The 21,370-nt window shown below is 46.4% G+C and carries 24 protein-coding genes; all 24 read right to left on the bottom strand.

The genetic code is table 11. The features are described 5' to 3' along the window. The 24 genes from rplR to rpoB all read right to left on the bottom strand — a co-directional run bounded on the left by rplR (position 1) and on the right by rpoB (position 21,278). Positions 1 to 351: a 50S ribosomal protein L18 gene (rplR, locus tag FM037_RS26760; RefSeq protein WP_144048502.1), complete on the bottom strand. Its 351-nt coding sequence runs from the start codon at positions 349 to 351 to the stop codon at positions 1 to 3. 10 nt (positions 352 to 361) lie between these two features. Then, positions 362 to 892, bottom strand: coding sequence for a 50S ribosomal protein L6 (gene rplF / locus FM037_RS26765; RefSeq protein WP_144048503.1), 531 nt, complete (start codon positions 890 to 892; stop codon positions 362 to 364). A gap of 11 nt (positions 893 to 903) precedes the next feature. Beyond that, a complete protein-coding gene (rpsH, locus tag FM037_RS26770; RefSeq protein WP_144048504.1) occupies positions 904 to 1,296 on the bottom strand; it encodes a 30S ribosomal protein S8 in 393 nt (130 codons plus the stop codon). A 24-nt stretch (positions 1,297 to 1,320) separates the two neighbouring features. Continuing rightward, on the bottom strand, positions 1,321 to 1,626 hold the full coding sequence (rpsN, locus tag FM037_RS26775) for a 30S ribosomal protein S14 (RefSeq protein ID WP_144048505.1): 306 nt from the start codon (positions 1,624 to 1,626) through the stop codon (positions 1,321 to 1,323). Positions 1,627 to 1,636: 10 nt separating this feature from the next. Then, entirely contained in the window at positions 1,637 to 2,176 is a 540-nt protein-coding gene (gene rplE / locus FM037_RS26780) for a 50S ribosomal protein L5 (RefSeq protein WP_144048506.1), read from the bottom strand. Positions 2,177 to 2,188: 12 nt separating this feature from the next. After that, positions 2,189 to 2,503: a 50S ribosomal protein L24 gene (rplX, locus tag FM037_RS26785; protein ID WP_005503646.1), complete on the bottom strand. Its 315-nt coding sequence runs from the start codon at positions 2,501 to 2,503 to the stop codon at positions 2,189 to 2,191. Positions 2,504 to 2,514: 11 nt separating this feature from the next. Further along, positions 2,515 to 2,883 carry a 50S ribosomal protein L14 gene (gene rplN / locus FM037_RS26790; protein ID WP_013053412.1) on the bottom strand — a complete coding sequence of 123 codons (369 nt, stop codon included), beginning with the start codon at positions 2,881 to 2,883 and terminating at the stop codon, positions 2,515 to 2,517. Between the two features lie 178 nt (positions 2,884 to 3,061). After that, the gene (gene rpsQ / locus FM037_RS26795) at positions 3,062 to 3,310 is read right to left on the bottom strand and encodes a 30S ribosomal protein S17 (RefSeq protein WP_144048507.1); all 249 of its coding nucleotides are present in this window, start codon (positions 3,308 to 3,310) and stop codon (positions 3,062 to 3,064) included. Beyond that, positions 3,310 to 3,501, bottom strand: a complete 192-nt coding sequence (rpmC, locus tag FM037_RS26800) for a 50S ribosomal protein L29 (RefSeq protein ID WP_005503550.1) — start codon at positions 3,499 to 3,501, stop codon at positions 3,310 to 3,312. Before rpmC ends, rpsQ begins: the two co-directional genes overlap by 1 nt. Then, the gene (gene rplP, locus FM037_RS26805; RefSeq protein ID WP_076416790.1) at positions 3,501 to 3,911 is read right to left on the bottom strand and encodes a 50S ribosomal protein L16; all 411 of its coding nucleotides are present in this window, start codon (positions 3,909 to 3,911) and stop codon (positions 3,501 to 3,503) included. The genes rpmC and rplP overlap by 1 nt, the downstream gene beginning before the upstream one ends. An 11-nt stretch (positions 3,912 to 3,922) precedes the next feature. Then, complete coding sequence (gene rpsC / locus FM037_RS26810; RefSeq protein ID WP_144048508.1) at positions 3,923 to 4,612, bottom strand: 30S ribosomal protein S3; 690 nt, start codon at positions 4,610 to 4,612, stop codon at positions 3,923 to 3,925. A gap of 9 nt (positions 4,613 to 4,621) precedes the next feature. Next, positions 4,622 to 4,954 carry a 50S ribosomal protein L22 gene (gene rplV / locus FM037_RS26815; protein ID WP_012144645.1) on the bottom strand — a complete coding sequence of 111 codons (333 nt, stop codon included), beginning with the start codon at positions 4,952 to 4,954 and terminating at the stop codon, positions 4,622 to 4,624. A gap of 15 nt (positions 4,955 to 4,969) precedes the next feature. Continuing rightward, entirely contained in the window at positions 4,970 to 5,248 is a 279-nt protein-coding gene (gene rpsS / locus FM037_RS26820; RefSeq protein WP_006083596.1) for a 30S ribosomal protein S19, read from the bottom strand. An 11-nt stretch (positions 5,249 to 5,259) separates the two neighbouring features. Beyond that, on the bottom strand, positions 5,260 to 6,087 hold the full coding sequence (gene rplB, locus FM037_RS26825; RefSeq protein WP_144048509.1) for a 50S ribosomal protein L2: 828 nt from the start codon (positions 6,085 to 6,087) through the stop codon (positions 5,260 to 5,262). Positions 6,088 to 6,103: 16 nt separating this feature from the next. Then, positions 6,104 to 6,403: a 50S ribosomal protein L23 gene (gene rplW / locus FM037_RS26830; protein ID WP_076416786.1), complete on the bottom strand. Its 300-nt coding sequence runs from the start codon at positions 6,401 to 6,403 to the stop codon at positions 6,104 to 6,106. Further along, positions 6,400 to 7,005 (bottom strand): 50S ribosomal protein L4, encoded by a 606-nt coding sequence (rplD, locus tag FM037_RS26835; RefSeq protein ID WP_144048510.1) that lies wholly within the window; start codon positions 7,003 to 7,005, stop codon positions 6,400 to 6,402. The genes rplW and rplD overlap by 4 nt, the downstream gene beginning before the upstream one ends. A 16-nt stretch (positions 7,006 to 7,021) precedes the next feature. Further along, positions 7,022 to 7,660 carry a 50S ribosomal protein L3 gene (rplC, locus tag FM037_RS26840; RefSeq protein WP_144048511.1) on the bottom strand — a complete coding sequence of 213 codons (639 nt, stop codon included), beginning with the start codon at positions 7,658 to 7,660 and terminating at the stop codon, positions 7,022 to 7,024. Between the two features lie 15 nt (positions 7,661 to 7,675). Then, a complete protein-coding gene (gene rpsJ, locus FM037_RS26845) occupies positions 7,676 to 7,987 on the bottom strand; it encodes a 30S ribosomal protein S10 (protein WP_005503530.1) in 312 nt (103 codons plus the stop codon). A 402-nt stretch (positions 7,988 to 8,389) separates the two neighbouring features. Continuing rightward, complete coding sequence (gene tuf, locus FM037_RS26850) at positions 8,390 to 9,574, bottom strand: elongation factor Tu (protein WP_144048512.1); 1,185 nt, start codon at positions 9,572 to 9,574, stop codon at positions 8,390 to 8,392. Positions 9,575 to 9,655: 81 nt separating this feature from the next. Continuing rightward, on the bottom strand, positions 9,656 to 11,752 hold the full coding sequence (gene fusA, locus FM037_RS26855) for an elongation factor G (RefSeq protein ID WP_144048513.1): 2,097 nt from the start codon (positions 11,750 to 11,752) through the stop codon (positions 9,656 to 9,658). Positions 11,753 to 11,827: 75 nt separating this feature from the next. Then, entirely contained in the window at positions 11,828 to 12,298 is a 471-nt protein-coding gene (gene rpsG / locus FM037_RS26860; RefSeq protein WP_144048514.1) for a 30S ribosomal protein S7, read from the bottom strand. 77 nt (positions 12,299 to 12,375) lie between these two features. Then, the gene (gene rpsL / locus FM037_RS26865; RefSeq protein ID WP_144048515.1) at positions 12,376 to 12,750 is read right to left on the bottom strand and encodes a 30S ribosomal protein S12; all 375 of its coding nucleotides are present in this window, start codon (positions 12,748 to 12,750) and stop codon (positions 12,376 to 12,378) included. A 189-nt stretch (positions 12,751 to 12,939) separates the two neighbouring features. Then, positions 12,940 to 17,166, bottom strand: a complete 4,227-nt coding sequence (gene rpoC / locus FM037_RS26870; RefSeq protein ID WP_144048516.1) for a DNA-directed RNA polymerase subunit beta' — start codon at positions 17,164 to 17,166, stop codon at positions 12,940 to 12,942. 80 nt (positions 17,167 to 17,246) lie between these two features. Further along, complete coding sequence (rpoB, locus tag FM037_RS26875; RefSeq protein WP_144048517.1) at positions 17,247 to 21,278, bottom strand: DNA-directed RNA polymerase subunit beta; 4,032 nt, start codon at positions 21,276 to 21,278, stop codon at positions 17,247 to 17,249. Positions 21,279 to 21,370 lie beyond the last annotated feature (92 nt).

Genomic DNA, 21,370 nt, shown 5'->3' on the forward strand with positions numbered 1-21,370 from the left:
TTAGAACTTGAGGCCAGCTTCACGAGCGGCGTCTGCTAATGCAGCTACACGTCCGTGATACTTGAAACCGGAACGATCGAATGCAACTACAGTCACGCCTTTTTCGATAGCACGCTCAGCAAGGGTTTTACCCACTACTTTAGCCGCATCTACGTTGCCTGTGTACTTTAGCTGCTCTGATACTGCTTTCTCAGCAGTAGAAGCTGACGCCAAAACCTGTGAATCAGGGCTGATTACCTGAGCATAGGTGTGACGTGGTGTACGATGTACAACCAGACGGTTAACGCCCAGCTCTTGGATCTTCTTACGGGCGCGTAATGCGCGGCGTAAGCGAGATGTTTTCTTATCCATATCGCGTTACCTACTTCTTCTTAGCCTCTTTACGACGTACTTGCTCGTCGGTATAACGTACACCCTTGCCCTTATAAGGCTCTGGTGGACGATATCCGCGAATCTCAGCTGCTACTTGACCAACTAACTGCTTATCTGTACCCGTAAGTACGATTTCAGTTTGTGAAGGACAGGCTGCTGTTACGCCGTCAGGGAGTTTGTGTAAAACAGGGTGTGAGAAACCTAAAGTCAGATCGATATCTTTACCGACAAGCTTTGCTCGGTAACCAACACCAACTAGAGTTAGCTTTTTCTCAAAACCAGCTGTTACACCAACAACCATATTATTGATTAAAGCTCGAGCTGTACCTGCTTGAGCGTTATTTTTAACGCCTTCAACAGAACTACACTTGATTTCGTTGTTTTCAACAACAACAGAAACATCAGTGTTAATCACTCGAGTCAAACTACCTTTAGTACCTTTTACGGTGATAGTTTGTTCGTTTAAAGTCACTTCTACGTCTGCAGGGATAGCGACTGGTGCTTTTGCGACACGAGACATTTGCTAGCTCCTTATGCTACGTAGCAGATAACTTCCCCACCCATGCCATTTTGGCGGGCGGTACGATCAGTCATCAAACCTTTAGAAGTGGATACAATTGCGACACCCAGTCCGCCCATAACCCTTGGAAGTTCGTCTTTACCTTTGTAAATACGAAGACCAGGACGGCTGACGCGCTGGATAGTCTCAACGACTGGTTGACCTTGGAAATACTTAAGAGTGATTTCTAGAGTCGGTTTGACTTCATCTGCTACGGCGTAGTCAGTGATATAACCTTCTTCTTTAAGTGTCTGTGCAATAGCAACTTTCAACTTATTAGAAGGCATAGATACTGATACTTTGTTAGCAGCTTGGCCATTACGAATACGTGTTAACATATCCGCTATAGGATCTTGCATGCTCATATTAGCTTACTCCGTGACAAGTGCTTACCAGCTGGCCTTGCGTAGACCAGGAACTTCACCGCGCATAGTTGCTTCACGTAATTTGATACGGCTAAGGCCGAATTTACGTAAAAAACCATGTGGGCGACCAGTTTGACTACAGCGATTACGCTGACGCGCAGCGCTAGAGTCACGTGGTAGACCTTGCAACTTAAGAACGGCATCCCAACGATCTTCATCAGATGTAGTCGGGCTGCTAATGATAGCCTTAAGAGCTTGACGCTTTTCAGCGAACTTAGCCACGAGCTTGGCACGTTTTACTTCACGTGCTTTCATTGAACTTTTTGCCATTTCGCTACCCTTATTTCTTGAATGGGAAGTTAAAGCCTTCAAGCAAAGCTCGGCCTTCTTCATCATTCTTCGCTGAAGTAGTGATCACAACATCCATACCACGGATTTTATCGATTTTATCGTACTCGATTTCCGGGAAGATAATCTGCTCACGTACACCCATCGCATAGTTACCACGGCCATCGAACGACTTAGCGCTCATGCCACGGAAATCACGGATACGCGGGATTGCGATTTCAACTAAACGCTCTAAGAATTCCCACATACGCTCACCGCGCAGTGTAACCTTACAGCCTATCGGGTAGCCATCACGGATTTTAAAACCAGCCACTGACTTACGTGCTACAGTCACTACTGGCTTTTGACCAGCGATAGCAGTCATGTCACGGAGCGCATGCTCCATAACTTTCTTATCTGCTACAGCTTCGCCAACACCCATGTTTAGGGTGATTTTCTCAATCCGAGGGACTTGCATGACACTGGTGTAACCAAACTTTTTGACAAGTTCAGGACTCACAGTCTCTTGATATTTATCATGCAGTTTCGCCATCGTTTACTCCAATTACTTAATGAGTTCACTGTTCGACTTAAAGAAACGGACTTTTTTGCCGTCTTCAAATCGGAAACCAACGCGATCAGCTTTGCCAGTGGCAGAGTTGAAAAGCGCTACGTTTGATGCTTGTATCGGTGCTTCTTTCTCAACAATACCACCAGTCACACCCAGTTGAGGGTTAGGCTTCTGGTGTTTCTTGACAAGATTGATGCCTTCAACAATTAATTTACCAGTAGTAAGAACCTGAGAAACTTTTGCACGTTTCCCTTTATCTTTACCTGCTAGTACTATTACTTCGTCTTCACGACGGATTTTAGCTGCCATTTGAAGCTCCTTTACAGTACTTCTGGTGCCAGAGAAACAATTTTCATAAATTGTTCGTTACGCAATTCACGCGTCACTGGGCCAAAGATACGAGTACCAATCGGTGCATTGTTTGCGTTAAGCAAAACAGCTGCGTTCCGATCGAAGCGAATGACAGAACCGTCTGGACGACGAACGCCTTTCTTAGTACGAACTACAACCGCAGTATAAACATCACCTTTCTTCGCTTTACCGCGAGGAATAGCTTCTTTAACAGAAACCTTAATGATGTCGCCGATACCGGCATAACGACGGTGAGATCCACCTAAGACCTTAATACACTGAACTCTACGAGCGCCACTATTACAGGCTACATCTAGAGTAGATTGCATTTGGATCATTGTAAATGCTCCGCTAAACGTTACTTCACATCCCTTATTGGGACTACTATTTCGCCACTTTTCGACTAACATTTAGTCTAAAAAGGCGCGCAAGTATACCACCCGATTTTGGGAATAGATAGTGTTAAAATAAAAACGGCTCCTATAGCAGGAGCCGTTTAACTAAACCTAAAATAAATTAGGCCTTTGTTACTACTTCAACCAGAGTCCAAGACTTAGTCTTAGACAGAGGACGACATTCGCTAATAGTCACGAGATCGCCTTCATTACACTGGTTTGTTTCGTCGTGTGCATGGATCTTAGTAGTGCGCTTAAGGTACTTCCCGTATAAAGGATGCTTAACCTTACGCTCAATAGCTACAGTGATAGACTTGTCCATCTTGTTGCTAAGTACACGACCCTGCAAAGTACGGATTTTATCAGACATTACGCACCCGCCTTAGAAGTAATAATGGTCTTAACGCGCGCAACATTGCGACGCACGATTTTCAGCTGATGAGTCTGAGTCAACTGACCAGTTGCGTGTTGCATGCGCAGATTAAACTGCTCACGCAGCAGACCAAGCAGTTCAGCGTTCAATTCTTCAACGCTCTTTTCTGTTAGTTCGCTCGCTTTCATTACATCACCGACTTAGTTACGAAGGTCGTCTTAAGAGGCAGCTTAGCGGCAGCAAGAGCGAAAGCTTCACGAGCTAGCTCCTCTGAAACACCATCCATCTCATAAAGAACCTTACCTGGTTGAATCTGGCAAACCCAGTATTCAACGTTACCCTTACCTTTACCCATACGCACTTCGAGAGGCTTAGAGGTGATCGGCTTATCAGGGAAAACGCGGATCCAGATCTGACCTTGACGTTTAATGTGACGTGTCATTGCACGACGCGCAGCTTCGATTTGACGAGCAGTTAGACGACCACGTCCAACAGCCTTTAAACCGAAATCACCGAAGCTTACTTCAGTGCCGTTCGCAAGACCACGGTTGCGGCCTTTGAACATTTTGCGAAACTTAGTTCGTTTTGGTTGCAGCATTGCCAGCTCTCCTATTTACCGCGAGGCTTACGCTTCGGCTGCTGTTTCGGCTCTTCATGTGCAGGTACGATTCCGTCTAGAACTTCACCTTTGAAGACCCAAACTTTAACGCCGATCACACCGTATTGGGTGTGACTTTCTGCTGTTGAATAGTCGATATCAGCACGAAGTGTATGTAGAGGTACGCGACCTTCACGATACCACTCATAACGCGCGATTTCAGCTCCGCCTAAACGGCCACTAACTTGAACCTTGATACCTTTAGCGCCAAGACGCATTGCATTTTGTACTGCGCGCTTCATAGCACGACGGAACATAACACGACGCTCTAGCTGCGAAGCGATGCCATCGGCAACAAGCTTAGCATCTAGCTCAGGCTTACGGATCTCAGCGATGTTAATCTGAGCTGGAATACCAGTTAGCTTAGCAACTGCGTTGCGTAGCTTCTCAACGTCTTCGCCTTTCTTACCAATCACAACACCTGGACGGGCAGTGTGAATAGTAACGCGAACACTCTTTGCTGGACGCTCGATAACTATCTTAGATACTGATGCTTGCTTAAGTTTCTTTTCTAGAAACTTACGCACTTCCCAGTCACTGTTCAAGTTGTTGGCATAGTCTGACTTGTCAGCGTACCAGGTCGAGATCCAAGGCTTAGTGATACCCAGACGGATACCATTAGGATGTACTTTCTGTCCCATTGCTAACTCCTAGCGATCTGATACAACCACAGTAATGTGGCTGGTACGCTTGATTATACGATCAGCACGGCCTTTGGCACGTGGCATGATACGCTTCATAGTTGGACCTTCATCGATCATAATCGCTCCAACTCGTAATTCGTCAATGTCAGCACCTTCATTGTGCTCAGCATTAGCGATTGCAGAGTCCAGTACTTTTTTAACAAGTACTGCAGCTTTCTTAGGGCTGAAAGTTAATATTTCGAGAGCCTTAGCAACAGGCAGTCCACGGATTTGATCTGCAACCAAACGACACTTTTGAGGCGACGTACGGGCAAAACGATGTTTAGCTAAAACTTCCATCTTATTCCTCCCGTATTAACGCTTCTTCGCTTTCTTATCAGCAGCATGGCCGCGATAAGTGCGAGTTGGTGAAAATTCACCAAGCTTGTGGCCGATCATTTCGTCAGTTACGAACACAGGTACGTGCTGACGACCATTATGGACAGCGATGGTCAAACCTATCATGTTAGGTATGATCATAGAGCGACGAGACCAAGTCTTAATAGGCTTCTTGTCTCCCGCTTCCATCGCTTTCTCTACCTTCTTCAGCAAGTGTAGGTCAATGAATGGACCTTTCTTGAGAGAACGTGGCATGGCGAATCCTCTTACTTTTTATTGCGACGACGTACAATGTACTTGTCGGTGCGTTTGTTACTACGAGTCTTATAACCCTTAGTTGGGACACCCGTTGGGGATACTGGATGACGGCCACCCGAAGTACGGCCTTCACCACCACCATGGGGATGATCTACTGGGTTCATTGCAACACCACGCACTGTTGGGCGTATGCCTCTCCAGCGGTTAGCACCTGCTTTACCTAACTGGCGTAGCATGTGTTCGGCGTTACCAACTTCACCTAGAGTCGCGCGGCAATCTACTGGTACTTTACGCATTTCGCCAGAGCGAAGACGTAGAGTAGCGTAGGCGCCATCACGAGCTACAACTTGTACATAAGTACCTGCTGAACGAGCGATCTGAGCACCTTTACCAGGCTTCATCTCGACTGCGTGTACAACACTACCTACAGGCATGTTGCGTAATGGCAAAGTGTTACCCACTTTGATTTCAGCATCGATACCTGACTGGATCTTATCACCAGCTTGCATGCCTTTAGCAGCAAGGATATAACGACGCTCACCATCAGCATACAAAACAAGTGCGATGTTAGCTGTGCGGTTTGGATCATATTCCAAACGCTCAACTTTTGCAGGGATACCGTCTTTATTGCGTTTAAAGTCAATAATACGGTAATGCTGCTTGTGTCCACCACCTATGTGACGAACAGTGATACGACCCGTATTGTTACGGCCACCACTTTTAGATTTCTTAGCCAGCAAGGCTGCAAAAGGTTTACCCTTGTGCAGGTCCTTGTTCACCACTTTTACTAAGTGGCGACGACCTGGAGAGGTAGGCTTACACTTAACAATTGCCATGATAATTCTCCTTTGCTTACTCAGCGCCGACGAAATCGATGTCAGCACCTTCAGCTAAAGTTACATAGGCTTTTTTCCAATCTACACGACGACCCATACGGGCACCGGTACGCTTGGTTTTGCCTTTGTTAACTAGAGTGCGAACTGAATCAACTTCAACTTCGAACAACTTAGCGACTGCAGCTTTAATTTCAGCTTTAGTGGCGTCGATAGCTACACGGAAAACTACCGTGTTGTTATTTTCTGCACAAACAGTACTCTTTTCAGAGATATGTGGTGCAAGAATAACTTTTAGCAAACGTTCTTCGCTTATCATCCCAGCATCTCCTCGATTTGCTTAACAGCATCGGCAGTTACTAGTACTTTGTTGAATGCGATAAGACTTACTGGATCGATGCCAGCTACGTCACGCACGTCAACTTTGTACAAGTTGCGAGCTGCCAAGAACAAGTTCTCGTCAATTTCTGGAGTAACAATCAACACATCTTCCAGGTTCATAGCAGCCAATTTAGCTTTCAGCTCTTTAGTTTTAGGAGCTTCAACACTAAACGACTCAACCACGATTAGACGGTCTTGACGTACCAACTCAGAGAAAATGCTTTTCAGCGCTCCGCGGTACATCTTCTTGTTAACTTTTTGGCTATGATCTTGTGTTTTAGCAGCGAATGTTACGCCACCGCCACGCCAGATTGGGCCTTTAACAGTACCGGCACGTGCTCGGCCAGTACCTTTTTGGCGCCATGGCTTTTTGCCAGAACCAATTACTTCTGCGCGAGTCTTCTGAGCACGAGTGCCCTGACGCGCATTTGCAGCATATGCTACAACTACCTGATGAACCAGTGCTTCATTAAAGTCACGGCCGAAGGTAGTTTCGGAAACTTCCAGAGCACTTTGTGCGTCTTTCAATACCAATTCCATTACTATCTCCTCAGACCTAAGCTTTAACGGCAGGTTTGATGATCAGGTTGCCATTAGTAGCACCCGGAACAGCACCCTTAACCAATAGCAAGTTACGCTCAGCATCTACACGTATAACGTCTAGATTCTGCGTAGTAACACGCTCTGCACCCATGTGACCAGACATTTTCTTACCTTTGAAAACGCGACCAGGTGTTTGGTTTTGACCGATAGAACCGTTGGATCTATGTGCCAGTGAGTTACCGTGTGTCATATCTTGTGCATGGAAGTTCCAACGCTTAATACCGCCTTGGAAGCCCTTACCTTTAGATTGACCAGTAACATCAACTTTCGCTATGTCAGCGAAGATATCAACATTTAGCTCGGCACCAACTTCAATGCCTTCGCCTTCATCATCTGCCAAACGCACTTCCCATAAACCACGACCGGCTTCAACGCCTGCCTTAGCAAAGTGACCTGCTTCTGGTTTAGTGATGCGATTAGCTTTTTTGGTACCAGTAGTAACTTGAAGAGCACGGTAACCGTCAGTTTCTAAGGTTTTCACCTGAGTAACGCGGTTAGACGTGATTTCAATTACTGTAACCGGGACAGAGACTCCATCTTCACAGAAGATGCGAGTCATACCCACTTTACGACCGATAAGACCGATAGCCATCTCGAAAACCTCTTATTAACCCAAGCTAATCTGAACGTCAACACCAGCCGCAAGATCGAGACGCATAAGTGCATCTACAGTCTTTTCAGTTGGCTCAACGATGTCAACTAGACGTTTGTGAGTACGAAGTTCGTACTGATCACGCGCATCTTTATTAACGTGTGGAGAAGTCAAAATGGTATAACGTTCTTTACGCGTTGGTAGTGGAATTGGACCACGTACCTGCGCGCCTGTACGCTTAGCAGTTTCAACGATTTCCGCAGTAGATTGATCGATCAGACGATGATCAAATCCTTTTAAGCGGATACGGATTCTTTGGTTCTGCATTGACCAGAGCTCCTAAAATGGACACATAAAAAATCACCCTCTTGCACTTCCTATAGGAACGCAGAGCGAGATGATTTAACCGTTCGACTCCCAATCGGAGCCGCTGTTTTTTGAATTAAACTTTAAAAGTCTAATTAGTAATTCGCCTAATGGTTAAGGCGAAGGGGTATTATACTGATTTACGTTAATAGATCAACCCCGTTGTCTGAAATAACACCGATAGGACATTATTCAACTAAATAGCAGCTTCAAGCTGGCTGCTGACTCAATATCAATAAAAGGTGTTTTCAACAAAGTGGCGGGATTATACCCAATACCAACCTATGTTGCCGACAAACTTCAGACAATAAAAAAGGAAGCCGAAGCTTCCTTTTTTTGATGTTCAGTTAAAAGTCTATGCGATTAAGCAAGGATCTTAGCTACAACACCAGCACCAACAGTACGGCCACCTTCACGGATAGCGAAGCGTAAACCTTCATCCATCGCGATTGGGCAGATTAGTGTTACTACCATCTGAACGTTATCACCAGGCATTACCATCTCTACGCCTTCTGGAAGCTCGATAGTACCGGTTACGTCTGTTGTACGGAAGTAGAACTGTGGACGATAGCCTTTGAAGAATGGAGTGTGACGTCCGCCTTCTTCTTTTGACAGAACATAGATTTCTGATTCAAAAGTTGTGTGTGGAGTGATTGAACCAGGAGCAGCAAGAACCTGACCACGTTCAACGTCTTCACGCTTAATACCACGTAGAAGAACACCACAGTTCTCGCCTGCACGACCTTCGTCAAGCAGCTTACGGAACATTTCAACACCAGTACAAGTTGAACGAGTAGTATCTTTGATACCAACGATTTCAACTTCTTCACCAACCTTGATGATACCGCGCTCTACACGACCAGTTACAACTGTACCACGGCCTGAGATTGAGAATACATCTTCGATTGGAAGAATGAATGCACCATCGATAGCACGCTCTGGCTCTGGGATATAAGTATCCAAAGCTTCTGCAAGCTCAAGGATCTTAGCTTCCCATTCAGCTTCGCCTTCAAGGGCTTTAAGTGCTGAACCTTGGATAACTGGAAGGTCATCACCTGGGAAGTCATATTCAGAAAGAAGTTCACGAACTTCCATTTCTACTAGCTCAAGTAGCTCTTCGTCATCAACCATGTCACATTTGTTCATGAATACGATGATGAAAGGGACGCCAACCTGACGAGAAAGCAGGATGTGCTCACGAGTCTGTGGCATTGGGCCATCTGTAGAAGCAACTACTAGAATCGCGCCGTCCATTTGAGCAGCACCAGTGATCATGTTTTTAACATAATCGGCGTGACCAGGACAATCTACGTGTGCGTAGTGACGTGCTGGAGTGTCATATTCGATGTGAGAGGTATTAATTGTAATACCGCGCTCACGCTCTTCAGGAGCGTTATCGATCTGTGAGAAATCTTTAACATCACCACCATAAGTCTTTGCCAAAACAGCAGAGATAGCAGCAGTTAGAGTTGTCTTACCATGATCCACGTGTCCGATAGTACCGACGTTTACATGGGGTTTAACGCGTTCAAATTTTTCTTTAGCCACGATATATTCCTTTCTTTTCAGAAATGCCCGGCTTGACACCGAGCAATAGCAATTAATTTTTAGTTATGGTTGCCTGGGCAATTAGCCTCGAGCATCCATAATAGCTTTCGCAATGTTTTGCGGCGCGTCGGAATACTTCAAAAACTCCATAGAGTATGAAGCACGTCCTTGAGTCGCGCTGCGCAAATCAGTTGCATACCCAAACATTTCAGATAGAGGCACGGTAGCATGAACGAGCTTGACGCCGGCAATGCCGTCGTCCATTCCTTCGATCAAGCCACGACGCCTGTTCAAGTCTCCGACAACATCTCCCATGTAATTTTCAGGAGTGGTGACTTCAACTTTCATGCAAGGTTCCAGGAGCGTAGGGTCTGCTTCGAGAGCGCCCTTCTTAAAGCCCATGGAAGCCGCAACTTTAAAGGCCATCTCATTAGAGTCCACATCATGATATGAACCATCAAAGAGAGTAACCTTGACGTCCAAGATAGGGAAGCCGGCGAGTACGCCGCTCTTCATCTGCTCTTGAATACCTTTATCTACTGAAGGGATGTATTCTTTCGGAACAGCACCACCAACAATCTCGTTAACAAATTCATAGCCGAAGCCCTCTTCTTGAGGCTCCAGTTTCAACCAAACGTGACCGAATTGACCTCGACCACCAGATTGACGTACAAACTTGCCTTCGACTTCTACATTCGAGCGAATAGTTTCACGATACGCTACCTGAGGTTTACCCACATTACACTCGACACTGAATTCGCGACGCATACGGTCGACAATAATGTCTAAGTGTAGCTCACCCATGCCAGAGATCAGTGTCTGACCCGATTCAGGATCGGTTTCAACACGGAAAGAGGGATCTTCCGCTGCAAGCTTTTGCAACGCAATACCCATCTTCTGTTCATCGGCTTGAGATCTGGGTTCCACGGCAATCGTAATCACGGGCTCAGGGAATTCCATGCGTTCCAGGATGATTTTATGATCAATATCACAAAGAGTATCACCCGTAGTCACGTCCTTAAGGCCAATAGCAGCCGCGATGTCACCAGCGCGAACTTCTTTGATCTCTTGGCGATCGTTAGCATGCATTTGCACCATACGACCCACGCGTTCCTTCTTCTGTTTGACCGAGTTATACACGCCAGAACCTGTTGCCAATACACCCGAATATACGCGTATAAAGGTCAAAGTTCCAACGAATGGATCCGTCGCTATCTTAAATGCCAACGCAGAGAAAGGAGCATTGTCGTCCGCAGTGCGTTCAACCTCTTCCTCATTGTCATCTATGCCTTTAATCGCAGGCACTTCGACTGGCGATGGTAGATACTCGATAACGGCATCTAAAACTGCTTGCACACCTTTGTTCTTAAATGCAGAACCACAAGTAGCAAGTACAATTTCATTTGCCAGAGTCCGTTGACGCAGCGCCTTCTTGATCTCTTCTTCTGATAGTTCGCCCTCATCGAGGTACTTCTCCATCAGTTCATCCGAGGCCTCGGCGGCAGCTTCAACCAGATATTCACGCATCTCACTCGCCTTATCAACAAGCTCAGCTGGAATATCTTCATAGGTGAATGTTGTACCATTATCTTCTTCGGACCAGTTAATGGCCTTCATCTTGATCAGGTCAACAACACCTCTAAACTCCTCTTCTGCACCAATATTCATTTGAATTGGCACACAAGTCGCACCCAAACGGTCACGAATCTGTTCGACGACACTATCAAAGTCAGCACCGGCACGATCCATCTTATTGACGAATACTATGCGGGGTACATGATACTTATCGGCTTGACGCCAAACAGTCTCAGATTGTGGTTCAACACCCGATGCACCACAGAACACAACAACGGCACCATCGAGTACTCGCAGAGAACGTTCGACTTCAATAGTGAAATCAACGTGACCAGGAGTATCTATGATATTGATACGGTGCTCAGCAAACTGGGCTTCCATACCGCGCCAGAACGTGGTCGTTGCCGCAGAAGTAATGGTAATACCACGCTCCTGCTCCTGTTCCATCCAATCCATGGTGGCTGCGCCATCATGAACTTCACCAATCTTATGAGAAACACCGGTGTAGAACAAAACACGTTCTGTCGTTGTGGTTTTACCTGCGTCGACATGAGCAACAATACCAATATTTCGGTAGCGCTCAATCGGAGTTGTACGAGCCACGTTTAAACCCTCTTGACTAAGGCTAATGCCTTAGAGATGTAGAATATGGAGCTGGCAACAGCCAGCTCCATCAGATTACCAGCGGTAATGAGCGAACGCTTTGTTCGCTTCTGCCATACGATGCACGTCTTCGCGCTTCTTAACAGCAGTACCTTTGTTTTCTGAAGCGTCTAGCAATTCACCGGCTAGACGTAGAGCCATAGATTTTTCACCACGCTTACGAGCAGCTTCAACTAACCAACGCATACCCAATGCATTACGACGAACTGGGCGTACTTCACATGGTACCTGGTAAGTAGAACCACCAACACGACGAGACTTAACCTCGACTGAAGGGCGAACGTTATCCAGGGCTGCTTCAAGGATCACTAGATGGTCTTCGCCTTTCTTTTCGAAAGCGGTATCTAGTGCCTTGTAAATAATTTTTTCTGCAGTCGACTTTTTGCCGTCCTGCATGATGACGTTGATGAACTTAGCCAGCAACTCACTGTTGAACTTTGGATCTGGTAGGATTTTACGTTGTCCTACAACGCGACGTCTTGGCATAACAATTTCTCCGTATGCTTCAGGGACCCCAAAACTGGAATCTTAATATCTAGCTTGGCCTTACTTAACGGAAAGCGTTAAGACTTAGGACGCTTAGCTCCGTACTTAGAACGACCTTGACGACGGTCACTCACGCCAGCACAATCTAATGCGCCACGGATAGTGTGGTAACGCACACCGGGTAGATCTTTAACACGACCACCACGGATTAGAATTACGCTGTGTTCCTGCAGGTTGTGGCCTTCACCGCCGATGTACGAAGTTACTTCGAAACCGTTAGTTAGACGCACACGAGCTACTTTACGTAGTGCAGAGTTAGGTTTTTTTGGTGTGGTTGTGTATACGCGAGTACAAACACCACGTTTTTGTGGACACGCATTCAACGCTGGCACATTAGTCTTGACGACTTTTGGCGAGCGAGGATTACGGACCAACTGGTTTACAGTTGCCATGTATAGCTCCGAATCAGTTGATAAACTCAACAGTAAGGTGTGAAAAATCTATATCCCACAGGTGTGGGACGCGAAATTTTAGAAAGGTAATGGCATTCTGTCAAGAAATAGACAACTTTTAACCAATATAAAGTAAAAAAAAGGCGCCAAAGGCGCCTTTTTTACAATTTATTTACTTTTCAGTCCGATTTAATCAGAACTTCCGGCAAGATTTAGCAGGTCAGCTAAGTTTTGCTCGGCTTCACTTGCAGTAATTGCGGATGGCTGTTCAGACGTCTTACCCGATGCTTTAGCCGCTAATGCAGCATTACGCTTCTGATGGTAAGCATAACCGGTACCAGCAGGGATCAAGCGACCCACTATCACGTTCTCTTTCAGACCGCGTAGTTTATCGCTCTTACCGCCTACAGCCGCTTCCGTAAGTACGCGGGTAGTTTCCTGGAACGATGCAGCAGAGATAAACGACTCTGTTGCAAGCGATGCCTTGGTGATACCCAACAGCTCACGGTCGAAGGTCGCAGGCTTCTTACCCTGAGCTTCAAGCTCACGGTTAGCGATCTTGACGCGGGCCACTTCAGCTTGCTCACCAGCAAGGAACTTACTGTCGCCTGCATCTGTGATCAAACACTTACGTAGCATCTGACGGATAATCACTTCGATGTGCTTATCGTTAATCTTTACGCCCTGTAGACGGTAAACGTCTTGAACTTCATTAACGATATAGTTAGCCACTTTATGAATGCCACGAAGACGTAGAATATCATGAGCGGCCTCGGCACCATCGGCAATAACTTCACCACGTTCGACTTTTTCACCTTCGAACACGTTAAGGTTACGCCACTTAGGGATCATCTCTTCGTAAGGCTTGCCACCATCGGCAGGCGTGATCAACAGACGACGCTTACCTTTAGTCTCTTTACCAAACGAGATAGTACCTGAGTACTCGGCAAGAATTGCCGGCTCTTTCGGCTTACGCGCTTCGAACAAGTCGGCAACGCGAGGTAGACCACCGGTAATATCACGAGTCTTAGATGACTCCTGTGGGATACGTGCTAACGCATCACCGACATTAATCGCTGCGTTATCGTCCTGGTTGACAATCGCCTTACCAGGCAGGAAGTATTGTGCAGGTACTTCTGTACCCGGAATCTTCAAGTCTTCACCGCTAGCATCCAGAAGACGAATCGAAGGACGCATCTCTTTACCAGCTGTTGGACGTTGACCTACTTCCATAACCACGATTGAAGATAGACCCGTAAGATCATCTGTTTGACGTGTCATGGTGACACCTTCAATCATATCGACGAACTTAATGGTACCCGCAACCTCAGAGATAATTGGGTGAGTGTGCGGATCCCAGTTAGCGATGATTTCGCCAGCTGCTACAGTCGCTTCTTCTAGTTTCTCCAGAATCGTACCGTAAGGAACCTTATAACGCTCTTTCTCACGACCAAGCTCATCGATAATCGCGATCTCAGATGAACGAGAAACGATAACCAACTTGCCTTCGCTGTTCGTGACATGTTTAGCGTTATGTAGCTTAACTGTACCTGTGTTCTTAACCTGAATGTTGTTTTCAGCAGAAGCTCGAGAAGCCGCACCACCAATGTGGAAGGTACGCATCGTTAGCTGTGTTCCTGGCTCACCAATTGACTGAGCAGCAACAACACCGATAGCTTCACCTTGGTTGATGATATGACCACGAGCCAAATCACGACCATAACAGGCTTTACAAACACCGAAATCGGTATTACAGCTAATTACAGAACGAACGATAACTTCATCAATAGAGTTCTCTTCCAAGGCGTCACACCAGGCTTCATCGAGCAGAGTGTTACGAGGAGCAAGAACCTTCTCTGAACCAGGATAGAAGACATCGATAGCAACCACACGACCGAGTACACGCTCACGTAACGGCTCAACAACATCACCACCTTCGATAAGCGGCTTCATCGTCAGACCTTCGAATGTGCCACAATCATCTTCAATAACGACGAGATCTTGGGCAACATCAACCAGACGACGAGTCAGGTAACCAGAGTTAGCTGTCTTCAATGCGGTATCGGCTAGACCCTTACGCGCACCGTGAGTCGAGATGAAGTACTGAGATACGTTCAAACCTTCACGGAAGTTAGCCACAATCGGGGTTTCGATGATTGAGCCATCTGGCTTAGCCATCAGACCACGCATACCGGCTAACTGACGAATCTGTGCAGCACTACCACGAGCGCCCGAGTCAGCCATCATATAGATGCTATTAAACGACTCTTGCTCTTCCTCTTCACCGTCACGGTTAATCACTGTCTCTGTCGACAGGTTATCCATCATGGCTTTAGAGATCTTCTCGTTGGCACTGGCCCAGATATCGATGACCTTGTTGTAACGCTCACCTGCGGTAACAAGACCCGATTGGAACTGCTCTTGAATCTCAAGCACTTCAGCTTCGGCGTCGGCAACTAAGGTGTACTTAGCAGCCGGGATGACCATATCATCGATGCCTACAGAAGCACCCGACACTGTTGCATAATGGAAACCGGCATACATCAATTGGTCGGCGAAGACAACGGTATCTTTAAGACCTAATTGACGATAACAAGTGTTCAGTAGTTTACCTATCTGCTTCTTACCCATATTCTGGTTAACCAGATCGAAAGACAAGCCTTTCGGTAAGATGCGAGAAAGTAGTGAACGACCCACAGTAGTATCTACGATACGACGTGCCTCGGTACGCTCGCCATTTTCGGCAATATGAGTCTCAGTAATACGCACTTTGATTTGAGCATGAATAGCGGCGAAACCAGTACGATAAGCTTTTTCAACTTCATCGATGGATTCGAACACCATGCCTTCACCTTTACCGTTAACACACTTACGGCTGGCGTAGTACAGACCCAATACAACATCCTGTGACGGTGTGATAACCGGCTCGCCGTTTGCTGGCGATAGAATGTTGTTAGTAGACATCATTAACGAACGTGCTTCTAACTGAGCTTCAAGCGTCAGCGGCACGTGAACAGCCATTTGGTCACCATCGAAATCGGCGTTGTACGCCGCACATACGAGTGGGTGAAGCTGAATCGCTTTACCTTCAATCAGTACCGGCTCAAATGCCTGGATACCAAGACGGTGAAGTGTTGGTGCACGGTTAAGCATGACCGGATGTTCACGAATTACTTCGTCCAATACATCCCATACTTCGGCAACTTCACGTTCAACCATCTTCTTAGCCGCTTTAATCGTGGTCGCTAGACCACGACCTTCAAGCTTGCCATAGATGAAAGGCTTAAATAGCTCGAGTGCCATCTTCTTAGGAAGACCACACTGATGCAGGCGAAGCGTTGGACCTACGGTAATCACCGAACGACCAGAGTAATCAACACGCTTACCTAGCAAGTTCTGACGGAAACGACCTTGCTTACCTTTGATCATATCGGCCAAAGATTTAAGCGGACGCTTGTTAGAACCTGTAATAGCACGACCACGACGACCGTTATCCAGTAGCGCATCCACAGACTCTTGCAACATACGCTTTTCGTTGCGTACTATGATGTCTGGTGCAGCTAGGTCTAACAGACGCTTAAGACGGTTGTTACGGTTGATCACACGACGATAAAGGTCGTTAAGATCAGACGTAGCGAAACGTCCACCATCTAGTGGAACCAGAGGGCGTAGATCAGGTGGCAGAACCGGTAGCACTTTAAGGATCATCCACTCAGGCTTGTTACCCGATTGGAAGAAAGCCTCAATAAGCTTAAGACGCTTAGTCATCTTCTTGCGACGAGTCTCAGAATTGATTGATGGCAATTCTTCACGCATCATCTCAATTTCTTTCTCAAGCTCGATAGCGCGTAGCAATTCAAGAACTGCTTCGGCACCCATCTTAGCTTCGAATTCGTCACCGTACTCTTCTAACGCGTCGAGGTAGTTCTCTTCGGTTAGCATCTGTCCGCGCTCAAGGCTGGTCATGCCAGGCTCGATCACTACAAATGATTCGAAGTAAAGCACACGTTCGATGTCACGCAGAGTCATATCCAGCATCAAACCGATACGAGACGGCAGTGATTTAAGGAACCAGATATGTGCTACTGGGCTGGCTAGATCTATGTGACCCATACGCTCACGACGTACTTTAGTCTGTGTAACTTCAACGCCACACTTCTCACAGATCACACCACGGTGCTTTAAGCGCTTATATTTACCACATAAACACTCATAATCTTTTACTGGACCAAAAATACGCGCACAGAACAAGCCTTCACGCTCGGGCTTGAAGGTACGGTAGTTAATGGTTTCTGGCTTCTTAACTTCACCAAATGACCAAGAGCGGATCAGATCTGGCGACGCTAGTCCGATCTTGATACCGTTAAATTCTTCGGTCTTGCTTTGCTGTTTCAGAAACTTTAATAAGTCTTTCACGTTTCTCTCCTGAAGGAGTTAAACCGAGTGCCCCGCTAATGCAGGACACCAATTTATTGCCAAATTAACCTAAGTTAATTTTAGTCTTGATCCAACTCGATATTAATACCGAGTGAACGGATTTCCTTCAACAGTACGTTGAATGACTCTGGCATGCCTGGTTGCATCTGGTGATTACCGTCGACGATGTTCTTATACATCTGAGTACGACCGTTAACATCATCAGACTTAACGGTTAGCATCTCTTGAAGAGTATATGCAGCACCGTATGCTTCTAGTGCCCATACTTCCATCTCTCCGAAACGCTGACCACCAAACTGAGCTTTACCACCCAATGGCTGTTGAGTAACAAGACTGTACGAACCCGTAGAACGAGCATGCATCTTGTCGTCAACCAAGTGGTTAAGTTTGAGCATATACATGTAACCTACGGTTACCTGACGCTCAAACTCATTACCGGTACGACCATCATACAAGGTACGTTGACCAGAGGTAGGAAGCTTAGCAAGTGCAAGCATTTCCTTGATCTCTTTCTCTTTCGCACCATCGAATGCTGGAGTCGCAATCGGAATACCACCCTTAAGGTTCTTAGCCAGACGCAATACTTCATCATCGGTAAACGAATCGATATCGACGCGCTGCTGCACCTCGTCACCTAACTCATATACTTCTTTGATGTAAGCGCGAATCTCGGCTAATTGACGCTGCTCTTCAAGCATTGCGGTGATCTGATCACCGATACCTTTAGCTGCTGCGCCCATGTGAACCTCTAAGATCTGACCGATGTTCATACGAGATGGTACACCGAGCGGGTTCAATACGATGTCAATTGGGTTACCATTCTCATCGTAAGGCATGTCTTCAACAGGGTTAATCTTAGAGATAACACCCTTGTTACCATGACGACCCGCCATCTTATCACCAGGCTGGATAGTACGTTTAACAGCAAGGTAAACCTTAACTATCTTAAGTACGCCAGGTGCTAAGTCATCACCTTGGGTGATTTTACGACGCTTGATCTCAAACTTCTTATCGAAGTCGGCTTTCAATTCGTCATGCTGCTCGGCAAGCTGCTCAAGTTCGGTCTGCTTAGCTTCATCTTCAATTGTCTGAACCAGCAACTGAGAACGAGGAATAGCATCGAGTTGCGCCTGATCGAAGCCTGCATTCAATAGCAGCTTACGTGCACGTCCATAAACACCCTCTTCGAGGATTTTGAACTCTTCGGTCAGATCTTTCTTAGCCTGAGCGATATGCATCTCTTCGATTTCAACCGCACGCTTGTCTTTTTCAACGCCGTCACGGGTAAATACCTGGACGTCGATGATAGTACCTTTCACTGAGTTAGGTACACGTAGCGAGCTGTCTTTAACGTCAGAGGCCTTCTCACCGAAAATAGCTCGGAGGAGTTTCTCTTCTGGAGTCAGCTGAGTTTCACCCTTAGGTGTCACCTTACCAACCAGGATGTCGCCACCCTTAACTTCGGCACCGATATAAACGATACCCGATTCGTCCAGCTTAGAAAGCGCAGACTCACCCACGTTTGGAATATCAGCAGTGATCTCTTCACTACCCAACTTAGTATCACGAGCGATACAAGAAAGCTCCTGAATGTGGATAGTGGTGAAACGATCTTCCTGAGCTACACGCTCAGAGATGAGGATTGAATCCTCGAAGTTGTAACCGTTCCAAGGCATAAACGCGATACGCATGTTCTGACCAAGAGCCAGATCACCCAGATCCGTTGAAGGACCATCGGCCAATACATCACCACGAACCACAGGATCACCAACAGAACAACAAGGACGTTGGTTAATACAGGTATTCTGGTTAGAACGTGTGTACTTAGTCAGGTTATAGATATCGATACCGGCTTCGCCTGGGCGTAGCTCAGATTCGTTAACTTTGACCACGATACGGCTGGCATCGACATAATCGACACTACCACCACGTTTAGCAGAAACCACAACGCCTGAATCGACCGCAATAATACGCTCGATACCAGTACCTACTAATGGCTTATCGGCTCTTAGTGTTGGTACTGCTTGACGTTGCATGTTCGCGCCCATCAAGGCACGGTTAGCATCATCGTGTTCCAGGAACGGAATCAGTGAGGCTGCTACAGAGATAATCTGCTGCGGTGATACATCCATATACTGGATATCGGTAGCACGCATAAAGGTTGAATCACCCTTATGACGACAAGCAACCTGCTCTTCGAGTAGACGTCCGCTCTTATCTATATCTATGTTCGCCTGAGCGATAACATAACGACCTTCTTCGATTGCCGACAGATAATCTATCTGATCGGTAACCACACCTTCTTCTACCTTACGGTAAGGTGTTTCGAGGAAACCGTATGAGTTAGTACGCGCGAAACTGGCTAACGAGTTGATCAGACCAATGTTCGGGCCTTCCGGAGTTTCGATTGGACACAAACGACCGTAGTGAGTCGGGTGTACATCTCGAACTTCGAAGCCGGCACGTTCACGAGTCAAACCACCTGGACCAAGAGCCGAAATACGGCGCTTGTGAGTCACTTCTGAAAGTGGGTTGTTCTGATCCATAAACTGAGACAGCTGAGAAGAACCGAAGAACTCTTTAACTGCGGCAGAGATTGGCTTAGCATTGATAAGATCTTGAGGCATTAGCTCATTAAGATCACCAAGGCTTAAACGTTCACGTACGGCACGTTCTACACGAACTAGACCAACACGGAACTGGTTCTCAGCCATTTCGCCAACGCTACGGATACGACGGTTACCCAAGTGATCGATATCATCGACCTCATCGCCACCGTTACGAATAGTAATGATGTTCTTCATTACCGCAACGATGTCTTCCTTAGATAGGATACCTGAACCTTCGTCTTCGCCGATGCTTAGACGACGGTTGAACTTCATACGACCGACTTTAGACAGGTCATAACGCTCTTCACTGAAGAACAAGTTCTGGAATAGGCCTTCGGCCGCATCTTTAGTTGGTGGCTCGCCAGGACGCATCATACGATAGATCTCAACCAGCGCCTCGAGGCGGTTAGTTGTAGAGTCAATACGTAGGGTATCTGACATATAAGCACCGTTATCAAGGTCGTTGATATATAGAGTGCTTATCTCTTTGATGCCAGCCATCGAAAGCTTAGCAAGATCTTCCAGGGTGATCTCAGCGTTAGCAGAAACCAATACTTCACCTGTGTCCGGATCTATGTAGTCCTGACCCGCAATCTTACCCGCGATATAATCTACCGGTACTTCTAGCTCAGTAGTCTTTGACTTCTCTAGCTGACGAATGTGACGTGCAGTAATGCGGCGTCCCTTCTCAACTAAGATACTGCCATCTGCATCTTTAATGTCATAACTTGCAGTCTCGCCGCGAAGGCGCTCTGCAACCAGATCCATCACTAATGAATCTTTCTTGATCTTGAAGTTAACACGATCGAAGAAGAGATCCAGAATATCCTGAGTCGAATAATCTAATGCACGCAACATGATAGACGCCGGAAGTTTACGACGGCGATCGATACGTACGAAGAGTGCATCTTTTGGATCGAATTCAAAATCTAACCAAGAACCACGGTAAGGAATGATACGTGCGTTATATAACACTTTACCTGAAGAGTGGGTCTTGCCACGGTCATGATCGAAGAACACACCGGGTGAACGGTGTAACTGAGATACGATAACACGCTCAGTACCATTGATAACGAAGGTACCGTTGTCAGTCATTAGAGGGATATCCCCCATGTAGACTTCTTGTTCTTTAATGTCTTTGACTGTGCCGGGGGCAGCTTCACGATCATACAAGACCATACGCAATTTAACGCGCAGTGGTGCTGCGTATGTAATACCGCGGATCTGACACTCTTTCACATCAAAAACAGGCTCACCTAACTTATAGCTGACATACTGCAGCTCTGAGTTACCAGAAAAGCTCTTGATGGGAAAAACGCTACGGAAAGCGGCTTCAAAGCCACGTTCACCAGTAGGATCTTGATCAGTGAACTTCTTAAATGAGTCCAACTGTATTGAGAGTAGGTAAGGGATATCCAAAACTTTTGGACGTTTACCAAAATCTTTACGAATACGCTTCTTTTCAGAATAGGAGTAAACCATGGGTTTCCTCTGATTTCGAGATGTGACCAAGACTGATTCAAAAAATTGAAACAGCGCGTTTGCCCATCACCGTTGATGGCAAGAACCTAACC

This window comes from Shewanella psychropiezotolerans (genome assembly GCF_007197555.1).
Classification (GTDB): Bacteria; Pseudomonadota; Gammaproteobacteria; order Enterobacterales; family Shewanellaceae; genus Shewanella; species Shewanella psychropiezotolerans.